This window comes from Mycobacterium ostraviense, from assembly GCF_002705925.1.
Classification (GTDB): domain Bacteria; phylum Actinomycetota; class Actinomycetes; order Mycobacteriales; family Mycobacteriaceae; genus Mycobacterium; species Mycobacterium ostraviense.
The window spans coordinates 5796443-5820396 of the sequence record NZ_NKRE01000001.1 but is presented as its reverse complement, the minus strand read 5'-3'; the positions used below and the strand labels follow the sequence as shown (position 1 = coordinate 5820396).

The window sequence follows — 23954 nt, the reverse complement described above, 5'->3', positions numbered from 1 at the left end:
CGGGGGTACCCCCACACCGGTCCGCCGTGCGGACCGGATCGTCGCCGGGCTAAGGTCACGGCTCATGGAGCCGGTACTCACCCACAATCGGGTGCTGACGGTACCTAACGTGTTGAGCGCCATCCGCCTGGCGCTGATTCCGGTGTTCGTCTACGTCATGCTGATTGCCCACATCCATGGCTGGGCGGTGGCGATCTTGGTGTTCAGCGGCGCGTCCGATTGGGCAGACGGCAAGATCGCCCGGCTGCTCAACCAGTCGTCGCGGCTAGGCGTGTTGCTGGACCCGGCAGTTGACCGGCTTTACATGGTGACCGTACCCATCGTGTTGGCGTTGAGCGGGACCGTGCCGTGGTGGTTTGTGCTCACGCTGCTGGCGCGTGACGCCGCGCTGGCTGCGACGCTGCCGCTGCTGTGGAGTCGCGGCCTGTCGGCGCTGCCGGTCACCTACATTGGCAAGGCGGCGACTTTCGCGCTGATGGCCGGCTTTCCGATACTGCTCTTGGGGCAGTGGGAAGCGTTATGGAGCCGCGTCCTCGGCGCCTGCGGCTGGGCGTTTCTGATCTGGGGTATGTATGCCTACCTGTGGGCGTTTGTGCTGTACGTAGTACAGATGACGATGGTGGTTCGGCGGATGCCCAAACTCAAGCACCGGGCGTATCAACCAGTTGCGCGAAAAGCGGGCGGCCATGGCCGAGGTTGACCGAGCGCTCGGCGGTTATGACCCAAACGCCGGCTACAGCGCGCATGCGGCGACGCGGCCCAAGCACAACCCGGTACCGTCGCTGCTTCGCGCGCTGCTGTCCGAACATCTCGACCCCGGCTACGCTGCGGCAGCCGCCAAACGGGATGGCTCCGCCGCGCCCAAAGATGGTCGTGCCGGCGCTTTCGGCTGGCTGTGGCAGGCATTGGCCGCGACTCTGGTCGCAGCGGTGTTCGCGGCCGCGGTGGCGCAGGCCCGCTCCCTGGCACCCGGGGTGCGCGCGGCCCAGCAGCTGCTTGTCGCAAATGTGCGGTCAACCCAGGCCGCTGCTTCCAGGTTGGCCCAGCAGCGCAGCGTGCTTTCGGCGAAGGTCGACGACGTGCAACGGCTGGCGCTGGCCGACGACGCCGAGGGGCAGCGACTGCTCACCCGTCTGGATGCCCTCAGCCTGGCAGCGGCCAGCATGCCGGTTATCGGTCCGGGGTTGACGGTGACCGTGACCGATCCGGGAGTGGGGCCGAACCTCTCCGATGCCTCCAAACAGCGGGTGAGCGGCACCCAGCAAATCATCCTGGACCGCGACCTGCAGCTGGTGGTCAACTCCTTGTGGGCCAGTGGCGCGGAGGCAATCTCGGTCGACGGCGCCCGGATCGGGCCGAATGTGACCATTCGCCAGGCCGGGGGAGCGATCCTCGTCGACAACAATCCCACCAGCAGCCCCTACACCATCCTCGCGGTCGGACCACCGCATGCGATGCAAGATGTCTTCGACCGCAGTCCCGGTCTGCACCGCCTTCGACTGCTGGAGGTCTCCTACGGCGTCGGCGTCAGCGTCAACGCCTCCGACGGTCTGGCGCTACCGGCCGGCGCTATCCGGGACGTCAAGTTCGCCAAACAGATTGGGTCCTAGTGAGAAGAACTTTGGTGAAAGTGGTTGCCGCGGGAGTGACGTGGACGGGACTGCGGCGGGCATGATCGGTATCGCGGCGCTTGCCCTTGGCATCGTGCTGGGATTGGTTTTCCACCCCAGCGTGCCCGAGGCGATCCAGCCGTACCTGCCGATCGCAGTGGTCGCCGCGCTCGACGCCGTATTCGGCGGGTTGCGCGCCTACCTCGAGCGGATCTTCGATCCGAAGGTCTTCGTGGTGTCGTTCGTGTTCAACGTCCTGGTGGCCGCATTGATCGTCTATGTGGGTGATCAATTGGGCGTTGGCACGCAATTGTCCACGGCGATCATCGTGGTCCTGGGAATCCGCATCTTCGGCAATACCGCCGCGCTGCGGCGCCGGCTGTTCGGAGCCTGACGGAGATGAGGTCAGCGTGAGTCAGGACCCTCCGGACAGCGCCGGCGACGAAAGCCGCTGCGCACCAACCCGGCACGGCCACTCCAAAGCCGAGCGCAACACCCACGAAGCAGCGCGGCGCGGCCGTCACGAACTGCCCGCCGACCGTCCTCGCCCCGAGATCGGGCCGCTGCGCCGGACGGGACTGTCCGCGATGCTGCGGGGTAGCCGTTCCCGAATGCTGTTCGGGGCGTTGGCAATCTTGTTGTGCCTGGTGCTCGGGGTCGCGATCGTCACCCAGGTCCGCCAGACCGAGTCCGGTGATTCGCTGGACACGGCTCGCCCCGCGGATCTGTTGGTGCTGCTCGATTCATTGCGGCAGCGTGAGGCCACCCTCAACACCGAGGTGGCGGATCTGCAGAACACCCTCAACGCATTGCAGGCCTCCGGCAACAACGACCAGGCCGCCATCGAAAGCGCGCAGGCCAGACTGGCGGCGCTGTCGATCCTGGTGGGCGCGGTAGGCGCCACCGGACCCGGCGTCACGGTGCGCATCGAAGATCCCGGTCCCGGTGTGGCCCCGGACGCAATGCTCGACGTGATCAACGAGTTGCGTGCTGCCGGAGCGGAGGCGATCCAGATCAGCGACGCACACGAGTCGGCGCGGGTCGGAGTCGACACCTGGGTGGTCGGTTCCCCGGGCGCGCTGACCATCGACACCAAAGCGCTGTCTCCGCCCTATTCGGTTCTGGCGATTGGCGATCCACCGACGCTGGCCGCGGCCATGAACATTCCCGGTGGTGCGGTGGACAGCATCAAACGCGTCGGCGGACGGATGTCGGTGCAACAGGCCGACCGGGTGGATGTGACCGCCTTGCGACAACCGAAACCGCACCAATACGCTCAGCCCGTCAAATAAGCCCGACCAGAACAGGATTACCGTGAGTGATATCCCACCCGATCTGCACTACACCGCCGAACACGAGTGGGTTCGCCACACCGCGGACGACACCGTCCGGGTCGGGATCACCGACTTCGCGCAGTCCGCGCTGGGCGACGTCGTCTTCGTTCAATTGCCGGCCGTGGGCGATGAGGTGACCGCGGGGGAATCCTTCGGCGAGGTGGAATCGACGAAATCGGTGTCGGACCTGTACGCGCCGGTATCCGGCACGGTCGCTGCGGTCAACAGCGATCTGGAAGGCACACCGCAATTGGTGAACTCGGACCCGTACGGCGACGGCTGGCTGCTGGACCTTCAGGTCGAAAGTTCCGCCGCCGTGGAAGCAGCCTTGGCGGCCCTGCTCGACGCCGAGGCCTACCGCGGCACCATTACCGAATGACGGTTGCTAAGGTCCGTGCCGGCGGGTGCGCCCACAATGCGGACCATGCCATGGGCCTCGGCGACGGCCTCAGCGAAGCCCTCCGAGAAGGCTAGGAGAAGGCGCCGTGTGGGGCTTACGATCCTGCAGTGGTGAGCACGTCGCCGCCCCGAGGCCGACACATGCGGGGTACGGTCGAGACATCAGCGTCAGACGCCGTTGGCAGGCACGTGAAGCAGTACGAGAAGCAGTACCAGAAGCAGTAAAGGTAATACAGGCGGTAAATCCGAGGGAGGCACCGGCCGATCGGCCCGGTCGAACAACGCCACAGCGGCCAGTGAGGAGCAGCGGGTGACGGACATGGACGCAGAACGAGAGCAGGACCAGACCTCTGACGAAGTCACCGTGGAGACCACCTCAGTCTTCCGCGCCGACTTCCTCAGCGAACTGGAAGCTCCCGCACAGGCGGGAACCGAGAGCGCGGTATCCGGGGTGGAAGGCCTTCCGGCGGGCTCGGCGTTGCTGGTCGTCAAACGGGGACCCAATGCGGGGTCGCGCTTTCTGCTCGATCAGCCCATCACATCCGCCGGCCGGCATCCCGACAGCGACATCTTTCTCGATGATGTCACGGTGAGTCGTCGCCACGCCGAATTCCGGTTGGAAGGCAACGAGTTCAGCGTCGTCGACGTCGGAAGCCTGAACGGCACGTACGTCAACCGTGAGCCGGTGGACTCGGCCGTGCTGGCAAACGGCGATGAGGTTCAGATCGGCAAATTCCGCTTGGTTTTCTTGACCGGACCCAAGCAAGGTGACGACGACGGGGGCGCCGGAAGCCGGTGAGCGCACCGGATAGCCCCGCCCTGGTCGGGATGTCGATCGGCGCAGTCTTGGAGCTGCTGCGACCGGATTTTCCCGATGTCACGATCTCCAAGATTCGGTTTCTGGAGGCCGAGGGGCTGGTGACGCCGCAGCGCGCCGCCTCGGGTTATCGAAGGTTCACCGCATACGACTGCGCGCGGCTGCGCTTCATCCTAACCGCTCAGCGGGATCATTACCTGCCGCTCAAGGTGATCAGGGCGCAGTTGGACGCTCAGCCCGACGGTGAGCTGCCACCGTTCGGATCCCCTTATGGCGTACCGCGATTGGTCCCGGTAAGCGACGACGGCACCGCCGGCACGGGGTCCGACGCGGCGGCGGTGTCGCCGACCCGCATTCGACTCAGCCGAGAAGACCTCCTACACCGCTCCGGAGTCGACGACGACCTGCTGACTGCTCTCCTGAAAGCCGGAGTGATCAAAACCGGCCCGGGCGGCTTCTTCGACGAGCACGCGGTCGTCATCCTGCAATGTGCGCACGCACTCGCCGACTACGGCGTGGAGCCCAGGCACCTGCGCGCATTTCGCTCCGCGGCCGATCGTCAGTCCGACCTGATCGCCCAGATCGCCGGCCCGTTGGTCAAGGCGGACAAGGCCGGAGCCCGTGACCGCGCCGACGACTTAGCCCGAGAGGTCGCCGCGCTCGCTATTACTTTGCACACCTCGTTGATCAAGTCCGCAGTACGCGACGTTCTGCATCGCTGAGGATTAGACTTTCCTCGACAGCGTGTATTCGACGACGCGGCAAGGAACGTACACCGCGTCGCCGCGCTGAACGGAAACGGCGGCATGGCGGAGGGCAGACACAGATGGGTGAAGTTCGCGTTGTCGGCATTCGCGTCGAGCAACCGCAAAACCAGCCGGTGCTGTTACTGCGCGAGGCCGACGGTGACCGCTATCTGCCGATCTGGATCGGCCAGTCGGAGGCAGCCGCCATTGCGCTCGAGCAGCAAGGCGTCGAGCCTCCCCGACCGCTGACGCATGACCTAATCCGGGATGTCATTGCTGCACTTGGGCATTCGCTCAAGGAGGTGCGCATCGTCGATCTGCACGAAGGCACGTTTTACGCGGATCTGATCTTCGATCGCGATATCAAGGTGTCTGCTCGTCCTTCCGACTCAGTGGCGATCGCGCTGCGCGTCGGAGTTCCGATCTACGTCGAGGAGGCCGTGCTGGCCCAGGCCGGGCTGCTGATCCCCGACGAGAGCGACGAAGAAGCCGGTAGCGCGGTCCGCGAGGACGAGGTGGAGAAGTTCAAAGAGTTCCTCGACAGCGTGTCACCCGACGATTTCAAGGCCACCTAGCGTCGGGCAATGCGACCTGACCCGGCGGCATGCACAGCAGCGACCACCTCGCGGTTGAGTCGGCTACATCACGGATGCGTCTCATCTCACGCGATGCGGGCTCGACACGCCTGGCGGATGGCGCGCTGCGGGTCAGACAACAGCGATACTTTGATGACGACTTGATGATCAACTGGCGCACCGAAACAGTCCAACAGCGTATGCTCACAAGCACTCGGACCTGAGCAAACATGGTTGCCGAGGCAGCCAATGACGCAGCTAGTGACAAGAGCGCGATCGGCGAGAGGAAGCACCGTGAGCGAACGGCCACGTCAAGAACAGCTCGATCTTGCAGACCACGCGACTACCGCGGCCCACGGTGCTCACGGCGACGCGACCGAACCCGTTCAGCCGGGGCTGTTTCCCGACGATTCGGTGCCCGATGAGCTGGTCGGCTACCGCGGACCGAGTGCCTGTCAAATCGCCGGCATCACCTACCGTCAACTCGACTATTGGGCGCGCACATCGCTGGTTGTCCCCTCGATCCGCAGTGCGGCAGGATCGGGAAGCCAGCGACTCTACTCGTTCAAGGACATTCTCGTTCTCAAGATCGTCAAGCGGTTGCTCGATACCGGCATATCGCTGCACAACATCCGGGTTGCCGTCGACCACCTGCGCCAGCGAGGTGTCCAGGACCTGGCCAACATCACCTTGTTCTCCGACGGCACCACGGTGTATGAATGCACCTCCGCCGAGGAAGTCGTCGACCTTCTCCAGGGCGGCCAGGGCGTGTTCGGTATCGCCGTTTCGGGCGCGATGCGGGAGCTGACCGGCGTCATCGCCGAATTTCACGGCGAGCGCGCCGACGGCGGTGAATCCATCGCCGCTCCGGAAGACGAGCTGGCTTCGCGCCGCAAGCAGCGCGATCGCAAGATCGGCTAGCACGGGCCGGGCATGCGCTGTCGCGGCGGTGATCGGCGAGCCGAGTAAACTGGTTTCCGCATCGCTCTCGCGCGGGAGAGTTCCGTGGCCGCCAGCTACGGACGCCGAAGGAGCAACACCTCTCCGTCAACCTCTCAGGCACCCGGACCGCGCCGGACAACGATGCCTCTGGAAAGCGGTGGCGACCCACGGGGGTCCTCACCCGCCGATGGGGAAAGGCGCCCCCAGCCATGGCGCCGAATCTCTCAGGCGCCTGGTGCACGGGTGAAGACAGAGGGAGAGGGCCGCTAGTCCCTTGCCCTTCAGGAGTTCACCGTGTCCGACCATTCAACGTTCGCAGACCGCCACATCGGGCTGGACCACGACGCCGTCGCAACGATGCTGGCGGTCATCGGTGTCGACACGCTCGACGACTTGGCGGCCAAGGCGGTTCCCGCCGGCATCCTCGACGCCCTCACCGAAGCTGGCACCGCACCGGGCTTGGACCGGCTGCCGCCCGCCGCCAGCGAGGCCGAGGCGCTGGCCGAGCTGCGGGCACTGGCCGACGCCAACACCGTCGCGGTGTCGATGATCGGGCAGGGCTACTACGACACGTTCACCCCGCCCGTGCTGCTGCGCAACATCATGGAGAACCCGGCCTGGTACACCGCCTACACGCCCTATCAGCCCGAGATCAGTCAGGGGCGCCTGGAAGCGCTGCTCAATTTTCAGACGATGATCACCGACCTCAACGGCCTCGAGATCGCCAATGCGTCGATGCTCGACGAGGGCACCGCTGCCGCCGAAGCCATGACGCTGATGCACCGCGCCACCCGCAGCCGGTCGAACCGGCTGGCCGTCGACGTCGACGTGTTCACTCAAACCGCCGCGGTCCTGGCCACCCGCGCCAAGCCGTTGGGCATCGAGATCGTCACCGCCGATCTGCGCAATGGTCTTCCCGAGGGGGAGTGGTTCGGCGTCATCGCCCAGCTGCCCGGGGCCAGCGGCCGGATCACCGACTGGCCCGCTCTGGTGCAGCAGGCCCACGACCGTGGCGCGCTGGTGGCCATCGGCGCCGACCTGTTGGCGCTGACGCTGATCACCCCGCCCGGCGAGATCGGCGCCGACGTCGCGTTCGGAACCACCCAACGTTTCGGGGTGCCAATGGGATTCGGCGGTCCGCATGCGGGATATCTGTCCGTGCACGCCCAGCATGCCCGGCAGTTGCCCGGACGGCTGGTGGGGGTGTCCGTCGACGGTGACGGTAATCCGGCGTATCGGCTGGCGCTGCAAACCCGCGAGCAGCACATCCGCCGCGACAAGGCGACCAGCAATATCTGCACCGCGCAGGTGCTGCTGGCGGTGATGGCCGCGATGTACGCCAGCTACCACGGCGCCGAAGGGCTGACCGCCATCGCGCGGCGGGTGCATGCCCACGCCGAAACCATCGCCGGTGCGCTCGGCGATGCGCTGGTGCACGACCGGTTTTTCGACACCGTACTGGCGCGAGTGCCCGGACGTGCCGACCAAGTGCTGGCCGCGGCCAAGGCCAACGGCATCAACGTGTGGCGGGTCGACGCCGACCACGTGTCGGTGGCCTGTGACGAAACCACCACCGACGAGCATGTGGCCGCGGTGCTGCAGGCCTTCGGGGTGGAGCTTGCCGAGCCGGTGTGCGCGGGAATCGCCGACCGCACCTCGGAGTTCCTGACCCACTCGGTGTTCACGCAATACCACACCGAAACCGCGATGATGCGCTACCTGCGCACGCTGGCGGACAAAGATATCGCTTTGGACCGCAGCATGATTCCGCTCGGCTCATGCACGATGAAGCTCAACGCCGCCGCGGAGATGGAGTCGATCACCTGGCCGGAGTTCGGGCGCCAGCATCCCTTTGCACCGGCCTCGGACACGCCCGGGTTGCGCCGGCTGATCGCAGACCTGGAGAGCTGGCTGGTGGCGATCACCGGCTACGACGCGGTCTCGCTGCAGCCCAACGCGGGTTCGCAGGGGGAGTACGCCGGCTTGTTGGCGATCCACGACTACCACGCCAGCCGCGGTGAGGCGCACCGCGACATCTGCCTGATCCCGTCGAGCGCGCACGGCACCAACGCCGCCTCGGCCGCGCTGGCCGGAATGAAGGTGGTCGTTGTGGGCTGTCATGACAACGGTGACGTCGACCTGGACGATCTGCGCGCCAAGGTCAGCGACCATACCGACCGGCTGTCCGCCCTGATGATCACCTACCCGTCCACGCACGGCGTATACGAACACGACATCGCCGACATCTGTGCGGCGGTGCACGACGCCGGCGGCCAGGTGTATGTCGACGGCGCCAATCTCAACGCGCTGGTCGGCCTGGCCCGGCCGGGCAAGTTCGGCGGCGACGTCAGCCATCTGAACCTGCACAAGACGTTCTGCATCCCGCACGGCGGCGGCGGGCCGGGGGTCGGGCCGGTCGCGGTGCGCTCACATCTGGCGCCGTTCCTGCCGGGCCACCCGTTCGCACCTGAATTGCCGCCGGGACATTCGGTGTCGTCGGCGCCCTACGGCTCGGCGTCGATTCTGCCGATCACCTGGGCCTATATCCGGATGATGGGCGCCGGCGGGCTGCGGGCGGCATCGTTGAACGCGATCGCGGCGGCCAACTACATCGCGCGGCGCCTCGACGAGTATTTCCCGGTGCTCTACACCGGCGAGAACGGCATGGTCGCCCACGAGTGCATCCTGGACCTGCGCGGCATCACCAAGACAACCGGAGTCACCGTCGACGACGTCGCAAAACGGTTGGCGGACTACGGTTTCCACGCGCCGACAATGAGCTTCCCGGTGCCCGGAACGCTGATGGTAGAACCCACCGAGAGCGAGAGCCTGGCCGAGGTCGACGCATTCTGCGAAGCAATGATCAGCATCCGCGCCGAGATCGACCGAGTCGGGGCCGGCCAGTGGCCGGTGGACGATAACCCGTTGCGGGGCGCGCCGCATACCGCCGAGTGCCTGCTGGTGGCCGACTGGGACCACCCCTATACCCGGGAGGAGGCCGCCTATCCGCTCGGCGCCGCGTTCCGGCCCAAGGTCTGGCCTCCGGTGCGCCGTATCGACGGCGCCTACGGCGACCGCAACCTGGTCTGCTCGTGTCCTCCGGTGGAGGCGTTTGCCTAGCTCGAGCTGAGCCCGAGGTCTCAGCCGAAGCGCTCGATGATCGCTGCGGCGATCTCCTCCGGTGCGTCTTCTTGAATAAAGTGCTTGGCGTTAGGCAACTCGACGAGGACATGATCGGAGAATGTGGCGCGCATCCGCGGCAGGCATGGGCCGGGCCGGAACGCGAAATCTTTCATACCCCAAACGAACAAGGCGGGTTTGGCGCCGAGTTTGACCGGCACATCGCGGGCCAGCCGCGCCAATAGCGGCCGTGCGGCCAGGATTTCCTTGGGCATCCTCGCCACCCCCGCCCGGTCCGCGGGGCTGGCCTGCACGGCCCGATAGTGCTGCATCACCGCAGGGCCGGGACGGTGCTCGGTACCGGCCGGAATCAACCGCTCCACAAAGAAATTGCACTGCACGATCGCGTACTGCAGCGGCGGACTGGACATCACCCTGCTGAACATCTTCATCGTCTGGGTGTCTGCCGGCCAGAACCAGGTGTTGCCCAACACGACTCCGCGCACTCGGTCCGCTCGCTCGACCGATACCGCCATACCGATCGGACCGCCCCAGTCCTGACCCATGGTGAGGTAACCGCCGAGACCGAGGTGGTCGACGAATTCGCCGACCACCCGCACGTGGTCATCGATCCGGTACCCGAACGCCGCGGGGCGCTCCGACAGGCCGAAGCCGAGATAATCCGGTGCGATACAACGGAACCGGTCCCGCAGGGCCACGATGATGTTGCGATACAGGAAGCTCCAGGTCGGGTTGCCGTGGCACAGCAGGATCGGTGGGCCATCTCCCTCGTCGACGTAGTGCATACGCCCGTGCATGCTGTCGAACCAGCGCGACCGGAATGGATACAGCCCCGGATCGGGGGTGAAAATCGGGCTCATTACGCTCCTTTGGTCGCTCATGATGGTATGTCGGAGGGGTGACATCACCGAGTGTTCGAGCCTGGCGCGACGGCGGTCGCTGGCTGCACACCGCCGCCGGCAAGGTGTTCGTCCGATCAGGGCCGGGCAACACGCCGACCATCATGCTGCTGCACGGCTATCCGTCCAGTTCATTCGACTTTCGGGAGGTCATTTCGCAACTGGCTGGTCAGGCGTGGGTGACGATGGATTTTCTCGGTTTCGGTTTGTCCGACAAGCCTCGCCCGCACCGCTACAGCCTGCAGGAGCAGGCCGATCTGGTGCAGGCCGTGGTCGCCCGAACCACCACCGGCCCGGTGGTGGTGCTGGCACACGACATGAGCACGTCGGTGGCCACCGAGCTGCTCGCCCGGGACTTGGAGCGGAGTCTGCCGTTCGATCTGCAACGCGCAGCGCTGAGCAACGGCAGCGTGATCCTGGAGCGGGCCCGCCTGCGGCCGATTCAGAAGGTGCTGCGAAGCCCGCTGGGTCCCGTCGCGGTCCGATTGGTCACCCGTGGGGCCTTCCGGCGCAGTTGTGGCAGGTTGTTTTCCGTAGGGCACCCGCTGTCGGCCGGGGAAGCCGAGGCCCAGTGGGAGCTACTGTGCTACCACGACGGACATCGGATACCTCACCTGCTGATCAGCTACCTCGAAGAGCGGGTGCGGTATGCGGCGCGCTGGCACGGGGCCGTACGCGACTGGCCCAAACCGCTGGGATTTGTCTGGGGACTTGCCGATCCCGTGGCAACGACCAACGTGCTCAACGGATTACGGGACCTACGCCCGCACGCCGCCGTGGTCGAACTGCCCGGCTTGGGCCACTATCCGCAGCTGGAGGATCCCCGGGCGTATGCCGGGGCGGCGCTGTCGTTGCTGGTGGACTCAGCCTAGGAAGATGCTGAGTGCGGTCGCGAGGTCCGGGCCGGCCGACGTCGCCAGGTTCTGGTAACTGCCACCGCTGAGCTGCGCGACGGCTTCCCAGGTTGACCGGTCCGGGTCGGCACCGAAATCGATGATGTTGACCACGATGGGTTTGGCCGGGTCGGCGCTGGTGCGGATGAAGTCCTGCAGTCCCCGCCCGTCGAGGGTTTGGTCGGTGTGCGGCCCCCCGGTGATCACCAGAATCGAATTGGCTTGACCGGCACGGAAGTTGGCCTGCGCCTCCTGGTAGATCATGCGCAGCGTGGTGAACGACACCGCGCCGCCGCCCGACGAGTACTGCTTGTCCAGCGCGGCGATCAGCGCCGCTGAGCGGGGCTGGCCGTTGACGGGGTCGGCCAGCGGTCCCGTCGGCACCTCGCTGCGACCCTCGTGGCCGTCGAATGTCCACAAGCCGATCACCGCGCTGGGCGGTAGCGTCTTTAATCGGCTTTGAAGCGCCGCAACAACGTTGGCCAGGCGTGTCTTGCCGCCGTCGTCGGTGGGCATCGACTGATCGAGCATGATGGTCGCGGCAACGCCGATCGACGGTGTGGCCATGGTGTCGGCCAGGGTGGCGCGCATTCCGTCGTCACCGATCGACAGCGGGGCGGGCAGCGCCGCGAAACTCGTGACCGGGCTGCTCGGCGGCTTGACGCCGTTGACCCGGAAGCCGGCTTTGGCCAGCTTCGCCAGTTGGTCGGGCTTTTGCAGGTAGCGGGCGAAGGCGCTGGCCGCCGTGGTCTGCTCCTGCGACAGCCACGAGCCGTTGAGCAGCACCGCCGGGTAGTCGGCGATCGCAACCGGCCCGGGCGGCAGCCAAGAGCTCAACATCTTCTTTGCGTCCGACAGTGACTGAGCACGCTGGAACAACTGCTGCTCGGTGGTGACCACTGCGTGCACTGGCGCCGCCGCGGCGTCGCCCGATTTGACCAGCGTGTTCATCGCCTCGGTCAAGGACTCGTCGGCCAGCTTGGGCTGGGCGGCCATCAACGTGCGCACTGCGCCGCTTCCGGCGGTCGGCGGCGCTCCCGGCGGCGCCGATGCGACCGCGATCGCCTCGCCGGCCAAGAATGTGGCATCCCCGTCACCGGCGACGGGCATGGCCAGACGCAGCGAACCCCAGGACGGCAGGTTCAACGCGGCCATCGAGTTCGGGTTGGCCTGCAGCTGCGGTAGCGCTGCCCAGTTCTGGTTCGACAGCGGCTGCTGTAGCTCGGGACGGATAGCGAGCAGCACCGGTGAGGTCGCCAGTGAACGGCTGTCGCTGATGGTCTGCTTACCGGTGGCCGCGGACAGCCGCGCTGCAGAGACGGAGCTGCCGGGGATCCACAGTCCGGGCTGGCCACCCAGTTCCGATGGCCATTTGCCGATGAAACCAGCGATGACCGCGTCGGAATCGGCAGCCTTGACGGCCACCGTCACGCACTTGTCCCCGACCGGGCCGGCCGACGCGTTGTAGCTGTCGGCGAACTCCTTGACCCGCTCGGCGATCGTCGGGTCGGCGATGACGGCGACGGTGTCCTTGCCGCCCACACAGCGCGCTGCGGCAGTGCGGGAGCGGTGCGACAGTGCGTCACCGAAGAAGCGCCACACGATCACCCCGGCGACCACCACCACGACCCCGGCGAGGGCCACGATCACGCCGATGCTGACTCCGCGCCATCCGTCGGCGCTGCGGTGGCCGCCCTGCCAGTTGCCCAGCCCTCGATGGCCGGCGGTGCGCAATGGTGGTCGGGGGGGAGCCGCCGGCGATTCGGGACTCGGCGGCTCCTCACCTGCCGGGCCCGAACCGAAGTCGGGGTATTCGTCTGCGCCGCGGGCCGAATCATCGGCGGGATGGTCATCCGCGCCGGCGTATGGAGCCTGTTCGGATAGGCCACCTTCGCCCCAGTATGCGTAGCCGTAGCCGCTCGGGGGTTGGTCGGACGACGGCTCGGCCGACCCGGGATACCCGACGTCTGAATGCCTGCCGCCACCGGGCTGGCCGGCTATCTGGTCGCCCCAGTCTTGCTGCTCCGCGGCGTATTCGTCAGGCGGTTCGTCAGCGGAATCCTCAGGGTCGGGCAAACTGTGCCTACCCATGTGGTGTCAGCGTCCTCTCCGTCGAAGATTGCCCAGCGTCGACCAGGAATGAGCCAGCGACTGTTTCCAGTGGGTCCTGATGGTCACCCGCGCTGCGCCTTGAGTTCCCGACGACGGCGATGCAGGATCGGCTCGGTGTAACCGTTGGGCTGCTGCCCCCCGGACAGGATCAGGTCCTGAGCGGCCAAGAACGCGATGCTGTCATCGAAGTTCGGCGCCATCGGGTGGTACCCGGGGTCACCGGCGTTCTGCTTGTCCACCAATGGCGCCATCCGCTCCAGGCTGGCCCGCACGTCTTCGCTGGTAATCACGCCATGTCGCAACCAGTTGGCCAGCAGCTGACTCGAGATCCGCAGGGTGGCGCGGTCCTCCATGAGCGCCACGTTGTGGATGTCGGGCACCTTCGAACAGCCCACGCCCTGGTCGATCCAGCGCACCACGTAGCCGAGGATGGACTGGCAGTTGTTGTCGAGTTCCTCGCGGATCTCCTCGGGCGCCCAGGCCAGCTCCTTGGCCAGCGGAATGGTCAGCAGCTGATCGATGGTGGTACGGGTCTTGCCCTGCAGTTCTTTCTGCACGGCGAACACATCCACTTGGTGGTAGTGCATCGCGTGCAGGGTGGCCGCCGTCGGGGAGGGCACCCACGCGGTGGTGGCGCCGGCCTTGGGCTGGGCGATCTTCTGCTCGACCATGTCGGCCATCAGCTCGGTCATCGCCCACATGCCCTTGCCGATCTGAGCCTTGCCGGTGAAGCCGGCGGCCAGCCCGATGTCGACGTTGGCGTCCTCGTAGGCCTTGATCCAGGTGGTGTTCTTCATCGCACCTTTGCGGATCATCGGACCGGCTTCCATCGACGTGTGAATCTCGTCGCCGGTGCGGTCCAGGAACCCGGTGTTGATGAAGACGACTCGGTCGGCTGCGGCCTTGATACACGCCTTGAGGTTCACGGTGGTGCGGCGTTCTTCGTCCATGATGCCGACCTTCATGGTGCCTTGCGGCAACCCCAGCACGTCTTCCACCCGGCTGAACAGCTCGCAGGTGAAGGCCACCTCGGCCGGCCCGTGCATCTTGGGCTTGACGATGTAGATGGAGCCGGTTCGGCTATTGGTCAAGGGGCCATTAGCCTCGCCAGCCCGCAGCCCATGGATCGCGATCAGGCCGGTGAGCAGGGCATCCATGATGCCCTCGAACACCTCTTTCTCGTCACCTTTCTCGTCGCCCTTCTTGTCACCACCGCCGTCGCTGACAACGATCGCGTCGTTGGTCATCAGGTGACCGACATTCCGGACGAATAGCAGGCTGCGGCCGGGCAGGGTGAGCTCGCCGCCGTCGGGTGTGGTGTAGGTGCGGTCCTGGTTGAGGAGCCGGGTGAAGGTCTTGCCGTCCTTGGTGACCTCCTCGGCCAGGTCACCCTTGTTCAAGCCGAGCCAGTTGCGGTACCCGAGCACTTTGTCGTCCGCATCGACGGCGGCCACCGAATCCTCGAAGTCCATGATCGTGGTCACCGCCGACTCCAGAACCACGTCCTTGACCCCCGCGCGGTCGGTGGCGCCAATCGGCGACTCCGGGTCGATCAGGATGTCGATATGCAACCCGTGGTTGACCAGCAACACCGACGTTGGGGCCTCGGCCGCGCCGGTATACCCGGCGAACTGGCCGGGGTCGGCCAGTCCTGACGACGAGTCACCTAGGGAAACCACCAGTTGGCCGTCTTCCACCGTGAAGCCCGTGGCATCGGCGTAAGACCCCGCGGACAGCGGCACGCTGTCGTCGAGGAACTTGCGTGCGTAGGCGATCACCTTGTCGCCGCGAACCTTGTTGTAGCTGGTGCCCTTTTCGGCCCCGTCGCTTTCCGGGATGACGTCGGTGCCGTACAACGCGTCGTACAGCGAGCCCCAACGGGCGTTGGCCGCATTCAGCGCGAAGCGCGCGTTGAGTATGGGCACCACCAGTTGCGGGCCGGCGGTCGTGGTGATTTCGTCGTCAACCCCCGAGGTGGTGATGGTGAAATCCTCGGGTTCGGGCAGCAGATATCCGATGTCGGTGAGGAACTGCCGGTAAGCCTCGGGGTCCAGCGGCTCGATCACCCGATGCCGATGCCACTTGTCGATCTGGGCCTGCAGCTCATCTCTGATCTTGAGCAATTCCTGGTTCTGCGGGGTGAGGTCGGTGACCACTTTGTCGACGCCGGCCCAGAAGCTGTCCGGGTCCAGTCCGGTGCCGGGCAGGGCCTCGTTGTTCACGAAGTCGTAGAGCACTCGAGCGACGCGCAGGTTCCCCGCCGGCACGCGGTCTGTCATGGTTCTCCTCCAAAATTGGCCGGTACTCGGCGGTACTTGCCGGTACTTGGGCCCCACTGGCTTCTCACTGGCTACGGCCCTCAGCCTACCGATCGGTAGCCTGACGAGCCTATCCGGCCAACCGCAAGGGCAGGTCACGGCGCGCCCAACGCCCCGCCGCCGGTAGGCAGCCGGCCCGGCCGGCCGGGCTCTGGCAACGCATTTTCGCGGCATTTTCGCGGCATTTTCGCGCTGCCCGGTCGCGGCGGGCGCCTCGGCCGCCGATCATCCCTGGCCCGTGGTGCGGTACCGGTCAGCGGGGCTGGTCAGTCGCGGTTTCGCTGGTCGCGCATGGTGCCGACCAAGTCGTCCACCAGATCCTCGAGCGCCACCATCCCGACCACGGTGCCGTCGTCGGAAGTTACCAAAGCCAGGTGGCTGTTGCTACGACGCATCCGCGACAAGGCATCGGCCAACGGCAGTGCCTTGGGAACCTGCGGCAGCGGACGCACCATGTCCACCTTGATCACGGTGTGGTCGTCTTCGCCCAGCGCCAACACGTCCTTGATGTGCACGTACCCGATGAATGTGCCGCGATCCACCACCGGGAACCGCGAGAAGCCGGTCCGGGCCAGCGCCTGTTCGACCGCGCCGACAGTCGGGCCCGATCCGCCCACCGCCACCGGCACGGACCGAATGTCGGACACCGGGACCGCGACATCGGCGACCACCCGGGTGCGGATCCGCAGCGCGCGGGTCAGCCGGGTGTGCTCCTCGGGATCCAGCAAACCTTCGGAGACCGATTCGGCGATCATCTCCGAGAGCTCCACCGTGGAAACCGTGATGTCGAGTTCGTCTTTAGGCTCCACTCCGAGCCCACGCAATATCGCTTTGGCGGACCTGTCGTAGAGCGCGATAAACGGGCGAGCGGCCCGCATATAGATCAGATAGGGCGGAACAAGCAGCATCGCGGCCTTCTCGGGTCCGGCGATGGCGATGTTCTTCGGCACCATCTCACCGAGCAGCACGTGCAGCATCACCACAATGGATAGCGCAATCCCGAAAGACAGCAGATGCAGCAGCGCATCAGGGATACCAGCCAGGTGCAGTAGCGGTTGCAATAACTGGGCGACCGCCGGTTCGCCGATCCGGCCCAGCAGGATCGAGAAGACCGTGATACCCAACTGAGCACCAGTCAGCATCAGCGCGAGCTGTTCGCCGGCCCTTATCACCGTGACCGCACTTGTCCGGCCCTGCTCGGCCAACGCTTCCAGACGGTCACGACGGGCCGAGATCAGCGCGAACTCCGCTCCGACGAAAAACGCGTTGGCACCTATCAGCAGGAACGTCAGCGCCACGGCCAGCATGGGATTCATCGGCTACCCCGCTCTTCGCCGGGTTCACCATGAACGTGCGGGTGACCGCGCAGTTCGGTCAACTCGAGCAAGTCGATCCGGCGGCCGTCCATGTGCACCACCCTGGCGCGCCAGCACACCGATTCATCTGGTAGATGGTCCAGGTCCAAGGCGGGAAGGTCGACCGACTCGCCGGCCACCGGGATATGTCCGAGTTCTCGCAGCACCAAGCCCCCGATCGTCTCGTAGGGCCCCTCCGGTGCTCGGTAGCCGGTGGCGGTCGCCACCTCGTCGATGCGAAGCAGACCCGATACCCGCCATCCGGTGCCGGCCGCGACCACATCGGGTGTGGCATCGTCGTGTTCATCGCGGACGTCGCCGACGATTTCCTCGATCAGGTCCTCCAGGGTGACCATGCCCGCCGTGCCGCCGTACTCGTCGACCACCATCACGGTCTGCAACGGATTGGCACGAATCTGGGCCATCACCGCATCGCCGTCCAGTGTCGACGGCACCACCGCGACCGGCTGCGCGACGGCGGTCAGCCGGGTGTGCGGGCGATCGGCAGACGCGACTTCGAACGCCTGCTTGACGTGCACGATGCCGACCGTCTCGTCCAGATCACCGCGGACAACCGGGAACCGCGAGAAACCGGATGCCGCCACGGCCGCGACCATGTCGGCGATGGTGTCGTCGGTCTGCAGCGCCACGATCTTCGATCGCGGCGTCATCAACTCCTCTGCCGTCAGGGCACCGAACTGCAGGGACCTGCGCATCAGCGATGCGGTCGCGTCGTCCAGCGAGCCGCGGCGAGCCGAGGCACGCACCAGCGACACCAGCTCCTGCGGGGTGCGCGCCGAGCGCAGTTCCTCGGCCGGCTCGATCGCAAGTTGGCGCATGATCCAGTTCGCCGCTCCGTTGGTCAACCGAATCGCCGGCGTGAACAGCACCGAGAACAACCACTGGGGAAGCACGACGGCGCGTGCGGTCCGCAGCGGGCGTGCCACTGCCAGGTACTTGGGCACCAATTCGCCGAACACCATCGACAGCGATGTCACCACCACCAGCGCCAGAAACGTCGTGATTGCGTCGGACATCCGATCCGAGATTCCGATGGCGGTGAGCGCCGGGTACGGGAGCTCGCCCACCAGGGGTTCGGTCAGGTACCCGGTCGTCAGAGTGGTGATGGAGATGCCCAACTGTGCGCCGGACAGCTGGAATGACAGCCGGCGATGCGCGCGCTGGATGAACCTGTCGCGGGTGCCGCCAGCGCGAGCGTTCGCATCCACGGTGCTGCGGTCCAGCGCGGTCAGCGAGAATTCCGCCGCGACGAACACCGCGGTGCCGAAGGTCAGCGCCAAGATGGCGACGACGCTGACGACGGTGCCGACGAACATCATGGGCGGCCCGGTGGTCGTGATGTCGTAGCAGCCCGCTCCGACGCCGGGCACCGCCCGCCCCCGAAGCCAACGGCTCCGACGGGTGCCTGCGGCACGTCATCCCTTTCGCTCGATCCCGCGGCGCGGCGTCGCGGAACTGGAATCCATATCGTAGCGAAACCATTCGGCACGAATCAGTCCCAGCCGCCGGTGATCGCACTCACCAGCCGGTGGGCAGCGGATGGCCTTCGGCGAAGCCCGCCGCCGACTGAACACCGATCACCGCACGCTCATGCAACTCCGCCAGGTTGGCGGCGCCGACATAGGTGCAGGTGCTGCGCACGCCGGAGGTGATGTGGTCGATCAGGTCCTCGACACCGCCGCGATCCGGGTCGAGCCCCATCCGCGACGTCGAGATACCTTCATCGAACAGCGCCTTTCGGGCACGGTCGAACGCGCTGTCGGTGGTAGTCCGGGCGACCACCGCCCGTTTGGACGCCATGCCGTAGCTCTCCTTGTACGGCTGGTCCTCGCGGTCTCGCATCAGGTCACCCGGAGACTCGTAGGTGCCGGCGAACCACGATCCGATCATCACGTTGGACGCACCGGCCGCCAGCGCCAGCGCGACGTCGCGCGGATGGCGGATTCCGCCGTCGGCCCACACGTGCCCGCCGAGTTGCCTTGCCGCGGCAGCGCATTCGACCACGGCGGAGAATTGCGGACGGCCGACGCCGGTCATCATCCGAGTCGTGCACATGGCGCCGGGGCCGACGCCGACCTTGACGATGCTTGCTCCGGCGCCCAGCAGCTCGCGGGTTCCCTCGGCCGAAACCACGTTGCCCGCCGCCAGCGGCACACCCAGGTCCAGCGACGTTACGGCCCTGATCGTATCCAGCGCCTTGAGCTGGTGCCCGTGCGCGGTGTCGATCACCAGCACGTCGACACCTGCTTCGACAAGGGCACGGGCCTTGGCGGCCACGTCGCCGGTGATGCCGAGGGCAGCGCCGATCCGTAGTCGGCCTTCGCCGTCGGTGGCGGGCGTGTAGATGCCGGCCCGGATGGCGCCGGTGCGAGTCAGCACTCCCGCCAATGTCCCGTCGGCGCTGGTGAGCACCGCGACATCGATGGGGGCGTGCTCCAACAGATCGAAGATCTTGCGCGGCTCGGTGCCCGCCGGGGCGGTCACAAAGTCCGATGCGGCGATGTCGCGCACCCGGGTGAAGCGGTCCACGCCCAGGCAGGACGATTCGCTGACCAAACCGATGGGGCGGCCCTCGAAGACGACCACGGCGACCCCGTGTGCACGCTTGTGGATCAGCGCCATCGCGTCGGATACCGAGTCGTCGGGCGCCAGCATCACCGGCGTGTCAAGTACCAGGTCACGGCTCTTGACGAAGTGCACGGTCTGTTGCACCGCCGGGACGGGCAGGTCCTGCGGCAGGATCACGATGCCGCCGCGGCGAGCCACGGTCTCGGCCATCCGCCGCCCGGCAAGCGCCGTCATGTTGGCGACCACCACCGGAATTGTGGTTCCCGAACCGTCGGCGGTGGATAGATCCACGTCGAACCGCGACACCACCTCCGATCGGTTCGGCATGATGAACACGTCGTTGTAGGTCAGGTCGTATCCGGGTCTGTGCCCGTCCAGAAACCTCATGGCTCGCCCTCTGGTTGAGTCCCTTTCGCCCGGCTAAGCGGGCACTTCGCGGCGGTCTGCGCCCCACAGGGTGTGGAACTTGCCCGGTCCGTCGATCCGCCCGTAGGTGTGTGCGCCGAAGAAGTCGCGCTGGGCCTGGGTGAGTGCGGCAGGCAACCGCTCGGTGCGCAGCGCGTCATAGTACGACAGGGCGGACGAGAACCCGGGCGTGGGAATACCCAGCTGCACGGCGGTGGACACCACGCGCCGCCAACTGTCGATAGCCGACTCAACCGCGCTGCGGAAATACGGCGCGACGAGCAAGCTGGCCAGGTTGGGTTCGGCGTCGAACGCCTCCTTGATGCGGTTGAGGAATTTCGCCCGGATGATGCAGCCGCCGCGCCAGATGGTCGCCAGGTCGCCGGGTGAGATGTTCCAGCCGTATTCGGCGCTGCCGGCCTGGATCTGGTTGAAACCCTGCGCGTAGGCCACGATCTTGGAGGCGTACAAGGCCCGACGGACGTTCTCGGTGAACGTGTCGGGATCGGCGGGCTGGTCGCCGAGCCGTCCCGAAGCCAGCCCGCGGGCCGCCGTACGCTGCTCCACCGATCCCGATAGCGCACGGGCGAACACCGCCTCGGCGATGCCGGTCACGGGTACCCCCAGATCCAGGGCGGACTTGACGGTCCAGCGGCCGGTGCCCTTCTGCTCGGCCTGGTCGAGGATCACGTCGACGAGCGGTTTGCCGGTCTTGGCGTCGGTGTGCCGCAACACCTCGGCGGTGATCTCGACCAGATAGCTGTCCAGGTCGCCCTTGTTCCACTCGGTGAACACCTCGGCGATCTGCGGTGCGCTCAGCCCCAGTCCGTCGCGGAGCAGCTGGTATGCCTCGCCGATCAGCTGCATGTCGGAGTACTCGATGCCGTTGTGCACCATCTTGACGAAGTGCCCGGAGCCGTCGGGGCCGATATGGGTGCAGCACGACACCCCGTCGACGTGCGCGGAGATCTCCTCGAGCAGCGGGCCCAGCGATTCGTACGACTCGGCGGGCCCGCCGGGCATGATCGACGGCCCGTGCAGCGCGCCCTCTTCGCCGCCGGAGATGCCGGCGCCGACGAAATGCAGTCCGCGCTCCCGCATCGCCTTCTCGCGACGGATGGTGTCGGTGTAGAGCGCATTTCCGCCGTCGATGATGATGTCGCCGAGTTCCATGGCGTCGGCGAGGTCGTTGATCACCGCGTCGGTCGGGTCACCGGCTTTGACCATGATCAGCACCCGGCGCGGGGTTTGCAGCGCGGCCAGAAACTCCGGAATCGTTTCGCTGCGCACGAACTTTCCCTCAGACCCGTGCTCTTTGAGCAGCGCATCGGTCTTGGCGATGGACCGGTTGTGCAGCGCCACGGTGTAGCCGTGCCGGGCGAAGTTGCGGGCGATGTTCGAACCCATCACCGCCAGGCCGGTGACGCCGATCTGCGCGGTGGCGGTGCTCGATTCCGAGGAACTCATGTGCTGCCTTTCGGTCGGGCGTGTCAGGTTGGCGAAGTCTTGCCAAAGCTGTCTGGCAAGGCTGGTCCGACACACTGTGGCACAGTGGCGTCGCGGTCTTCCAAGGTGTTTGGGCCTGTGTCAGACGCCGAACAGCCGCTGCAGCTCGGTGAGCCACGGGACGGCCAGCGCGACGGTGGGCACCACCAGCACCGCGGCCGCGGCCAGATACGCGGTCACCGATAGCGCCCGGCTGTTGCCGCGCCCGGCCAGCCGCCGCACCCGCACCACGGTGCTGGGGCCTCCCGCGGCCAGGGCACCCAACGGCGCTCCGGAAGAGGCACAGGCGACCAGGGCCCGGGCCAGCGCCGCGCGACCGGCCGCGCGCACCGCCGCGTCGTCGGCGAGCAGTTCGACCAGTAGCTGCACGGCGCGCAGCGCGTTCGCGCTGCGGACGAGCCGCGGAAACGCCGCGTGCACGGCGGTGAATGCTTCCAGGACCAGGTCGTGGCGGGCCCGCAGATGCGCCCGCTCGTGGGTGAGGATTGCGGCAACTTCCTTGTGGGTCAGCGTGGTCAACGTTCCCTCGCTGACCACCACTCGGCTGCGGACGCCGGGCAGGCAGTAGGCAAGCGGTTGCGCCACGTTGAGCACGCGCAGATCCCGGGTTCGCGCGCAAGGCTCGGCCAGCGCGACGCCGTGCCCTACTCCAACCAGGTCGACCACCATGCGGTGATGGGCCCGACGGCGCCGAGTGGCGACGGCCACCCGCACTATGGCAACCATCAGCCGGGTCCCGACCAGCACAGTCAGCGCGAAGACGGTGATGTATGCCGCCCACAACGGCCAGCCGAGCCGGATTCGGGCGTCGAAGACACCGGCCGTAGGCCGCCCGTCAGCGCCGGGCATGAGCAGCCGGCTGGCGATGGCGATGCCCGCGCTGAACGCCGAAAGGGCCGCGGCGAGGGCTATCGCTTGCCAGAGCACCATCGCGGCCCGCGGGGCGCGCAGCGGCCACTTCGCTCGTGCCAACAAGGCTGGTGTCGGGCCAGCCAGCAGCACCGCGAGGATGGTGAAGGCCAGCGCGGACACGCTGCTAGTCTCTCTCAGTCCTCCGCCGTAGCGCCAGCAGACGGCGGAATACGGTGACCCGCTTCCAATTCCGCAAGGGCGCGCCGAAGCGCGTCGGCTTCGTCGGCGCCGACGCGCTCGACGAAGTGCACCAGGGCGGCCTGTCTGCTACCGGAGTCCTCGGCTTGGGCCAGCGCATCGACCATCAGACCGGCGACCAACTCGTCACGGCCGTGCACCGGTGCGTAACGGTGGGCCCTATCGTCGCGGATCTGCGAGACCAGATTCTTTTTCGCCAACCGTTGCAGCACGGTCATGACGGTGGTGTAGGCAAGGTCACGTCGCGCCGACAACGCTGCGTGGACCTGGCGGACGGTCTGGGGTTGCGGCGTGGACCACAGGTGGTCCATCACTGCACGTTCCAGATCCCCCAACCGCGTCAGCTTGGCCATAGTTCGTTCTCTCCCTGAGCGTTGCTCCCAGCGTACTCCGGTTTACTACCGACTGTCGTATCCAGTCGGTTCTGAAGCCACGCGAGTTATGGCCGGCTCCGCCGTCAAGGCCGCCTGCCGCAGCAGTGGAAACTCGGAGTTCGACACCCTTCGACAGGTTTAGGCAACTCTGTCCATTCGATGCTTGCGGAATTAGGGCAGCCTTGCCTATCCTTAGTGTGGTCGAGCAATACATGACCGTGCCGGAGTCCTGAGGGCTGCAGTGACCCCCGGTCTACTCGATCGGCGAGCCCCGTGCTGTTGGCGCGGGGCTCGCCCGCTGTTCGCCCCGGGGCGGATCCTTAGCGCCGACAGACCTGCGGGAACCGGCCGATACCGATGGTGTAGACACATGAACGTGCCAGCTGACCCGGACCCGGACCCAGGTGTCAGCCCGCCGACGTTCACCGCGCCGTTCGACAATCAACTGGGTCTGCAGTTCACCGAGCTCAGCCCCGACGGCGCACGCGCGCAGCTGAAGGTCCGACCCGAGCTGTTGCAGCCGATGGGCCTGGTGCACGGCGGTGTGTACTGCTCGATGATCGAGAGCATGGCCAGCGTGGCGGCGTTCACCTGGCTCAGTACCCGTGGCGGTGGGGGCGTGGTTGGCGTCAACAACAACACCGATTTTCTGCATGCCATCAAGTCGGGCATGGTGTACGGCACCGCCGAACCATTGCATCGCGGTCGGCGTCAACAGCTGTGGTTGGTCGTCATCACCGACGAGACCGATCGGGTGGTGGCCCGGGGTCAGGTGCGGCTGCAGAATCTGGAGCCGTCGCCAGACTCCTGACCCCAACGTCGCCGGGTG

Annotated in this window: 21 protein-coding genes and 2 riboswitches; of the genes, 12 read left to right on the top strand and 9 right to left on the bottom strand. The window is 66.5% G+C overall.

What is annotated here, in order from left to right:
• Positions 1 to 64: 64 nt before the first annotated feature.
• From CDN38_RS27130 to gcvP, 10 genes are all read left to right on the top strand, one after another.
• The gene (locus tag CDN38_RS27130; protein ID WP_075511551.1) at positions 65 to 700 is read left to right on the top strand and encodes a CDP-alcohol phosphatidyltransferase family protein; all 636 of its coding nucleotides are present in this window, start codon (positions 65 to 67) and stop codon (positions 698 to 700) included.
• Positions 687 to 1610, top strand: a complete 924-nt coding sequence (locus CDN38_RS27125) for a DUF881 domain-containing protein (RefSeq protein ID WP_075511552.1) — start codon at positions 687 to 689, stop codon at positions 1608 to 1610. Before CDN38_RS27130 ends, CDN38_RS27125 begins: the two co-directional genes overlap by 14 nt.
• A 61-nt stretch (positions 1611 to 1671) precedes the next feature.
• Complete coding sequence (locus CDN38_RS27120) at positions 1672 to 2004, top strand: small basic family protein (RefSeq protein WP_075511630.1); 333 nt, start codon at positions 1672 to 1674, stop codon at positions 2002 to 2004.
• Between the two features lie 16 nt (positions 2005 to 2020).
• On the top strand, positions 2021 to 2902 hold the full coding sequence (locus tag CDN38_RS27115; RefSeq protein ID WP_075511553.1) for a DUF881 domain-containing protein: 882 nt from the start codon (positions 2021 to 2023) through the stop codon (positions 2900 to 2902).
• Positions 2903 to 2924: 22 nt separating this feature from the next.
• Positions 2925 to 3323 (top strand): glycine cleavage system protein GcvH, encoded by a 399-nt coding sequence (gene gcvH, locus CDN38_RS27110; RefSeq protein WP_075511554.1) that lies wholly within the window; start codon positions 2925 to 2927, stop codon positions 3321 to 3323.
• 339 nt (positions 3324 to 3662) lie between these two features.
• On the top strand, positions 3663 to 4142 hold the full coding sequence (garA, locus tag CDN38_RS27105; protein ID WP_408633049.1) for a glycogen accumulation regulator GarA: 480 nt from the start codon (positions 3663 to 3665) through the stop codon (positions 4140 to 4142).
• Positions 4139 to 4882 carry a transcriptional regulator FtsR gene (gene ftsR / locus CDN38_RS27100; protein WP_075511556.1) on the top strand — a complete coding sequence of 248 codons (744 nt, stop codon included), beginning with the start codon at positions 4139 to 4141 and terminating at the stop codon, positions 4880 to 4882. Before garA ends, ftsR begins: the two co-directional genes overlap by 4 nt.
• Positions 4883 to 4986: 104 nt before the next feature.
• The gene (locus CDN38_RS27095) at positions 4987 to 5481 is read left to right on the top strand and encodes a bifunctional nuclease family protein (protein ID WP_075511557.1); all 495 of its coding nucleotides are present in this window, start codon (positions 4987 to 4989) and stop codon (positions 5479 to 5481) included.
• Positions 5482 to 5775: 294 nt separating this feature from the next.
• Positions 5776 to 6402: a MerR family transcriptional regulator gene (locus CDN38_RS27090; protein WP_075511558.1), complete on the top strand. Its 627-nt coding sequence runs from the start codon at positions 5776 to 5778 to the stop codon at positions 6400 to 6402.
• Between the two features lie 62 nt (positions 6403 to 6464).
• Positions 6465 to 6562: riboswitch (glycine riboswitch) on the top strand.
• Positions 6563 to 6686: riboswitch (glycine riboswitch) on the top strand.
• 31 nt (positions 6687 to 6717) lie between these two features.
• The gene (gene gcvP / locus CDN38_RS27085; RefSeq protein ID WP_075511559.1) at positions 6718 to 9543 is read left to right on the top strand and encodes an aminomethyl-transferring glycine dehydrogenase; all 2826 of its coding nucleotides are present in this window, start codon (positions 6718 to 6720) and stop codon (positions 9541 to 9543) included.
• A 20-nt stretch (positions 9544 to 9563) separates the two neighbouring features.
• Here gcvP and CDN38_RS27080 read toward each other — a convergent pair whose 3' ends face one another.
• Positions 9564 to 10424 (bottom strand): haloalkane dehalogenase, encoded by an 861-nt coding sequence (locus tag CDN38_RS27080; protein ID WP_075511560.1) that lies wholly within the window; start codon positions 10422 to 10424, stop codon positions 9564 to 9566.
• 38 nt (positions 10425 to 10462) lie between these two features.
• Here CDN38_RS27080 and CDN38_RS27075 point away from each other — a divergent pair, with 38 nt between their 5' ends.
• Entirely contained in the window at positions 10463 to 11335 is an 873-nt protein-coding gene (locus CDN38_RS27075) for an alpha/beta fold hydrolase (protein WP_075511561.1), read from the top strand.
• Here the strand turns inward: CDN38_RS27075 and CDN38_RS27070 are convergent.
• From CDN38_RS27070 to CDN38_RS27035, 8 genes are all read right to left on the bottom strand, one after another.
• Entirely contained in the window at positions 11327 to 13447 is a 2121-nt protein-coding gene (locus tag CDN38_RS27070) for a substrate-binding domain-containing protein (protein ID WP_075511562.1), read from the bottom strand. The genes CDN38_RS27075 and CDN38_RS27070 overlap by 9 nt on opposite strands.
• A gap of 83 nt (positions 13448 to 13530) precedes the next feature.
• Entirely contained in the window at positions 13531 to 15747 is a 2217-nt protein-coding gene (locus tag CDN38_RS27065) for a malate synthase G (protein ID WP_075511563.1), read from the bottom strand.
• A gap of 305 nt (positions 15748 to 16052) precedes the next feature.
• Positions 16053 to 17102 (bottom strand): hemolysin family protein, encoded by a 1050-nt coding sequence (locus tag CDN38_RS27060; RefSeq protein ID WP_075511564.1) that lies wholly within the window; start codon positions 17100 to 17102, stop codon positions 16053 to 16055.
• The gene (locus CDN38_RS27055; protein ID WP_075511631.1) at positions 17099 to 18481 is read right to left on the bottom strand and encodes a hemolysin family protein; all 1383 of its coding nucleotides are present in this window, start codon (positions 18479 to 18481) and stop codon (positions 17099 to 17101) included. Before CDN38_RS27055 ends, CDN38_RS27060 begins: the two co-directional genes overlap by 4 nt.
• Before the next feature lie 199 nt (positions 18482 to 18680).
• Positions 18681 to 20117, bottom strand: coding sequence for a GuaB1 family IMP dehydrogenase-related protein (locus tag CDN38_RS27050; RefSeq protein ID WP_099319285.1), 1437 nt, complete (start codon positions 20115 to 20117; stop codon positions 18681 to 18683).
• Between the two features lie 33 nt (positions 20118 to 20150).
• On the bottom strand, positions 20151 to 21602 hold the full coding sequence (gnd, locus tag CDN38_RS27045) for an NADP-dependent phosphogluconate dehydrogenase (protein WP_099319284.1): 1452 nt from the start codon (positions 21600 to 21602) through the stop codon (positions 20151 to 20153).
• A gap of 120 nt (positions 21603 to 21722) precedes the next feature.
• The gene (locus tag CDN38_RS27040; protein WP_075511567.1) at positions 21723 to 22673 is read right to left on the bottom strand and encodes a M56 family metallopeptidase; all 951 of its coding nucleotides are present in this window, start codon (positions 22671 to 22673) and stop codon (positions 21723 to 21725) included.
• A 14-nt stretch (positions 22674 to 22687) separates the two neighbouring features.
• The gene (locus CDN38_RS27035; RefSeq protein ID WP_075511568.1) at positions 22688 to 23104 is read right to left on the bottom strand and encodes a BlaI/MecI/CopY family transcriptional regulator; all 417 of its coding nucleotides are present in this window, start codon (positions 23102 to 23104) and stop codon (positions 22688 to 22690) included.
• A 391-nt stretch (positions 23105 to 23495) separates the two neighbouring features.
• Here CDN38_RS27035 and CDN38_RS27030 point away from each other — a divergent pair, with 391 nt between their 5' ends.
• Positions 23496 to 23936: a PaaI family thioesterase gene (locus CDN38_RS27030; RefSeq protein ID WP_075511569.1), complete on the top strand. Its 441-nt coding sequence runs from the start codon at positions 23496 to 23498 to the stop codon at positions 23934 to 23936.
• The last annotated feature ends 18 nt before the right edge of the window (positions 23937 to 23954 follow it).

Excerpts from the sequence above, each read along its gene's own strand:
- CDN38_RS27130 (WP_075511551.1), top strand. The coding sequence starts at position 65 with ATGGAGCCGGTACTCACCCACAATCGGGTGCTGACGGTACCTAACGTG.
- CDN38_RS27125 (WP_075511552.1), top strand. The coding sequence starts at position 687 with ATGGCCGAGGTTGACCGAGCGCTCGGCGGTTATGACCCAAACGCCGGC.
- CDN38_RS27120 (WP_075511630.1), top strand. The coding sequence starts at position 1,672 with ATGATCGGTATCGCGGCGCTTGCCCTTGGCATCGTGCTGGGATTGGTT.
- garA (WP_408633049.1), top strand. The coding sequence starts at position 3,663 with ATGGACGCAGAACGAGAGCAGGACCAGACCTCTGACGAAGTCACCGTG.
- CDN38_RS27095 (WP_075511557.1), top strand. The coding sequence starts at position 4,987 with ATGGGTGAAGTTCGCGTTGTCGGCATTCGCGTCGAGCAACCGCAAAAC.
- CDN38_RS27080 (WP_075511560.1), bottom strand. The coding sequence starts at position 10,424 with ATGAGCCCGATTTTCACCCCCGATCCGGGGCTGTATCCATTCCGGTCG.
- CDN38_RS27070 (WP_075511562.1), bottom strand. The coding sequence starts at position 13,447 with ATGGGTAGGCACAGTTTGCCCGACCCTGAGGATTCCGCTGACGAACCG.
- CDN38_RS27065 (WP_075511563.1), bottom strand. The coding sequence starts at position 15,747 with ATGACAGACCGCGTGCCGGCGGGGAACCTGCGCGTCGCTCGAGTGCTC.
- CDN38_RS27060 (WP_075511564.1), bottom strand. The coding sequence starts at position 17,102 with ATGAATCCCATGCTGGCCGTGGCGCTGACGTTCCTGCTGATAGGTGCC.
- CDN38_RS27055 (WP_075511631.1), bottom strand. The coding sequence starts at position 18,481 with ATGATGTTCGTCGGCACCGTCGTCAGCGTCGTCGCCATCTTGGCGCTG.
- CDN38_RS27050 (WP_099319285.1), bottom strand. The coding sequence starts at position 20,117 with ATGAGGTTTCTGGACGGGCACAGACCCGGATACGACCTGACCTACAAC.
- gnd (WP_099319284.1), bottom strand. The coding sequence starts at position 21,602 with ATGAGTTCCTCGGAATCGAGCACCGCCACCGCGCAGATCGGCGTCACC.
- CDN38_RS27035 (WP_075511568.1), bottom strand. The coding sequence starts at position 23,104 with ATGGCCAAGCTGACGCGGTTGGGGGATCTGGAACGTGCAGTGATGGAC.
- CDN38_RS27030 (WP_075511569.1), top strand. The coding sequence starts at position 23,496 with ATGAACGTGCCAGCTGACCCGGACCCGGACCCAGGTGTCAGCCCGCCG.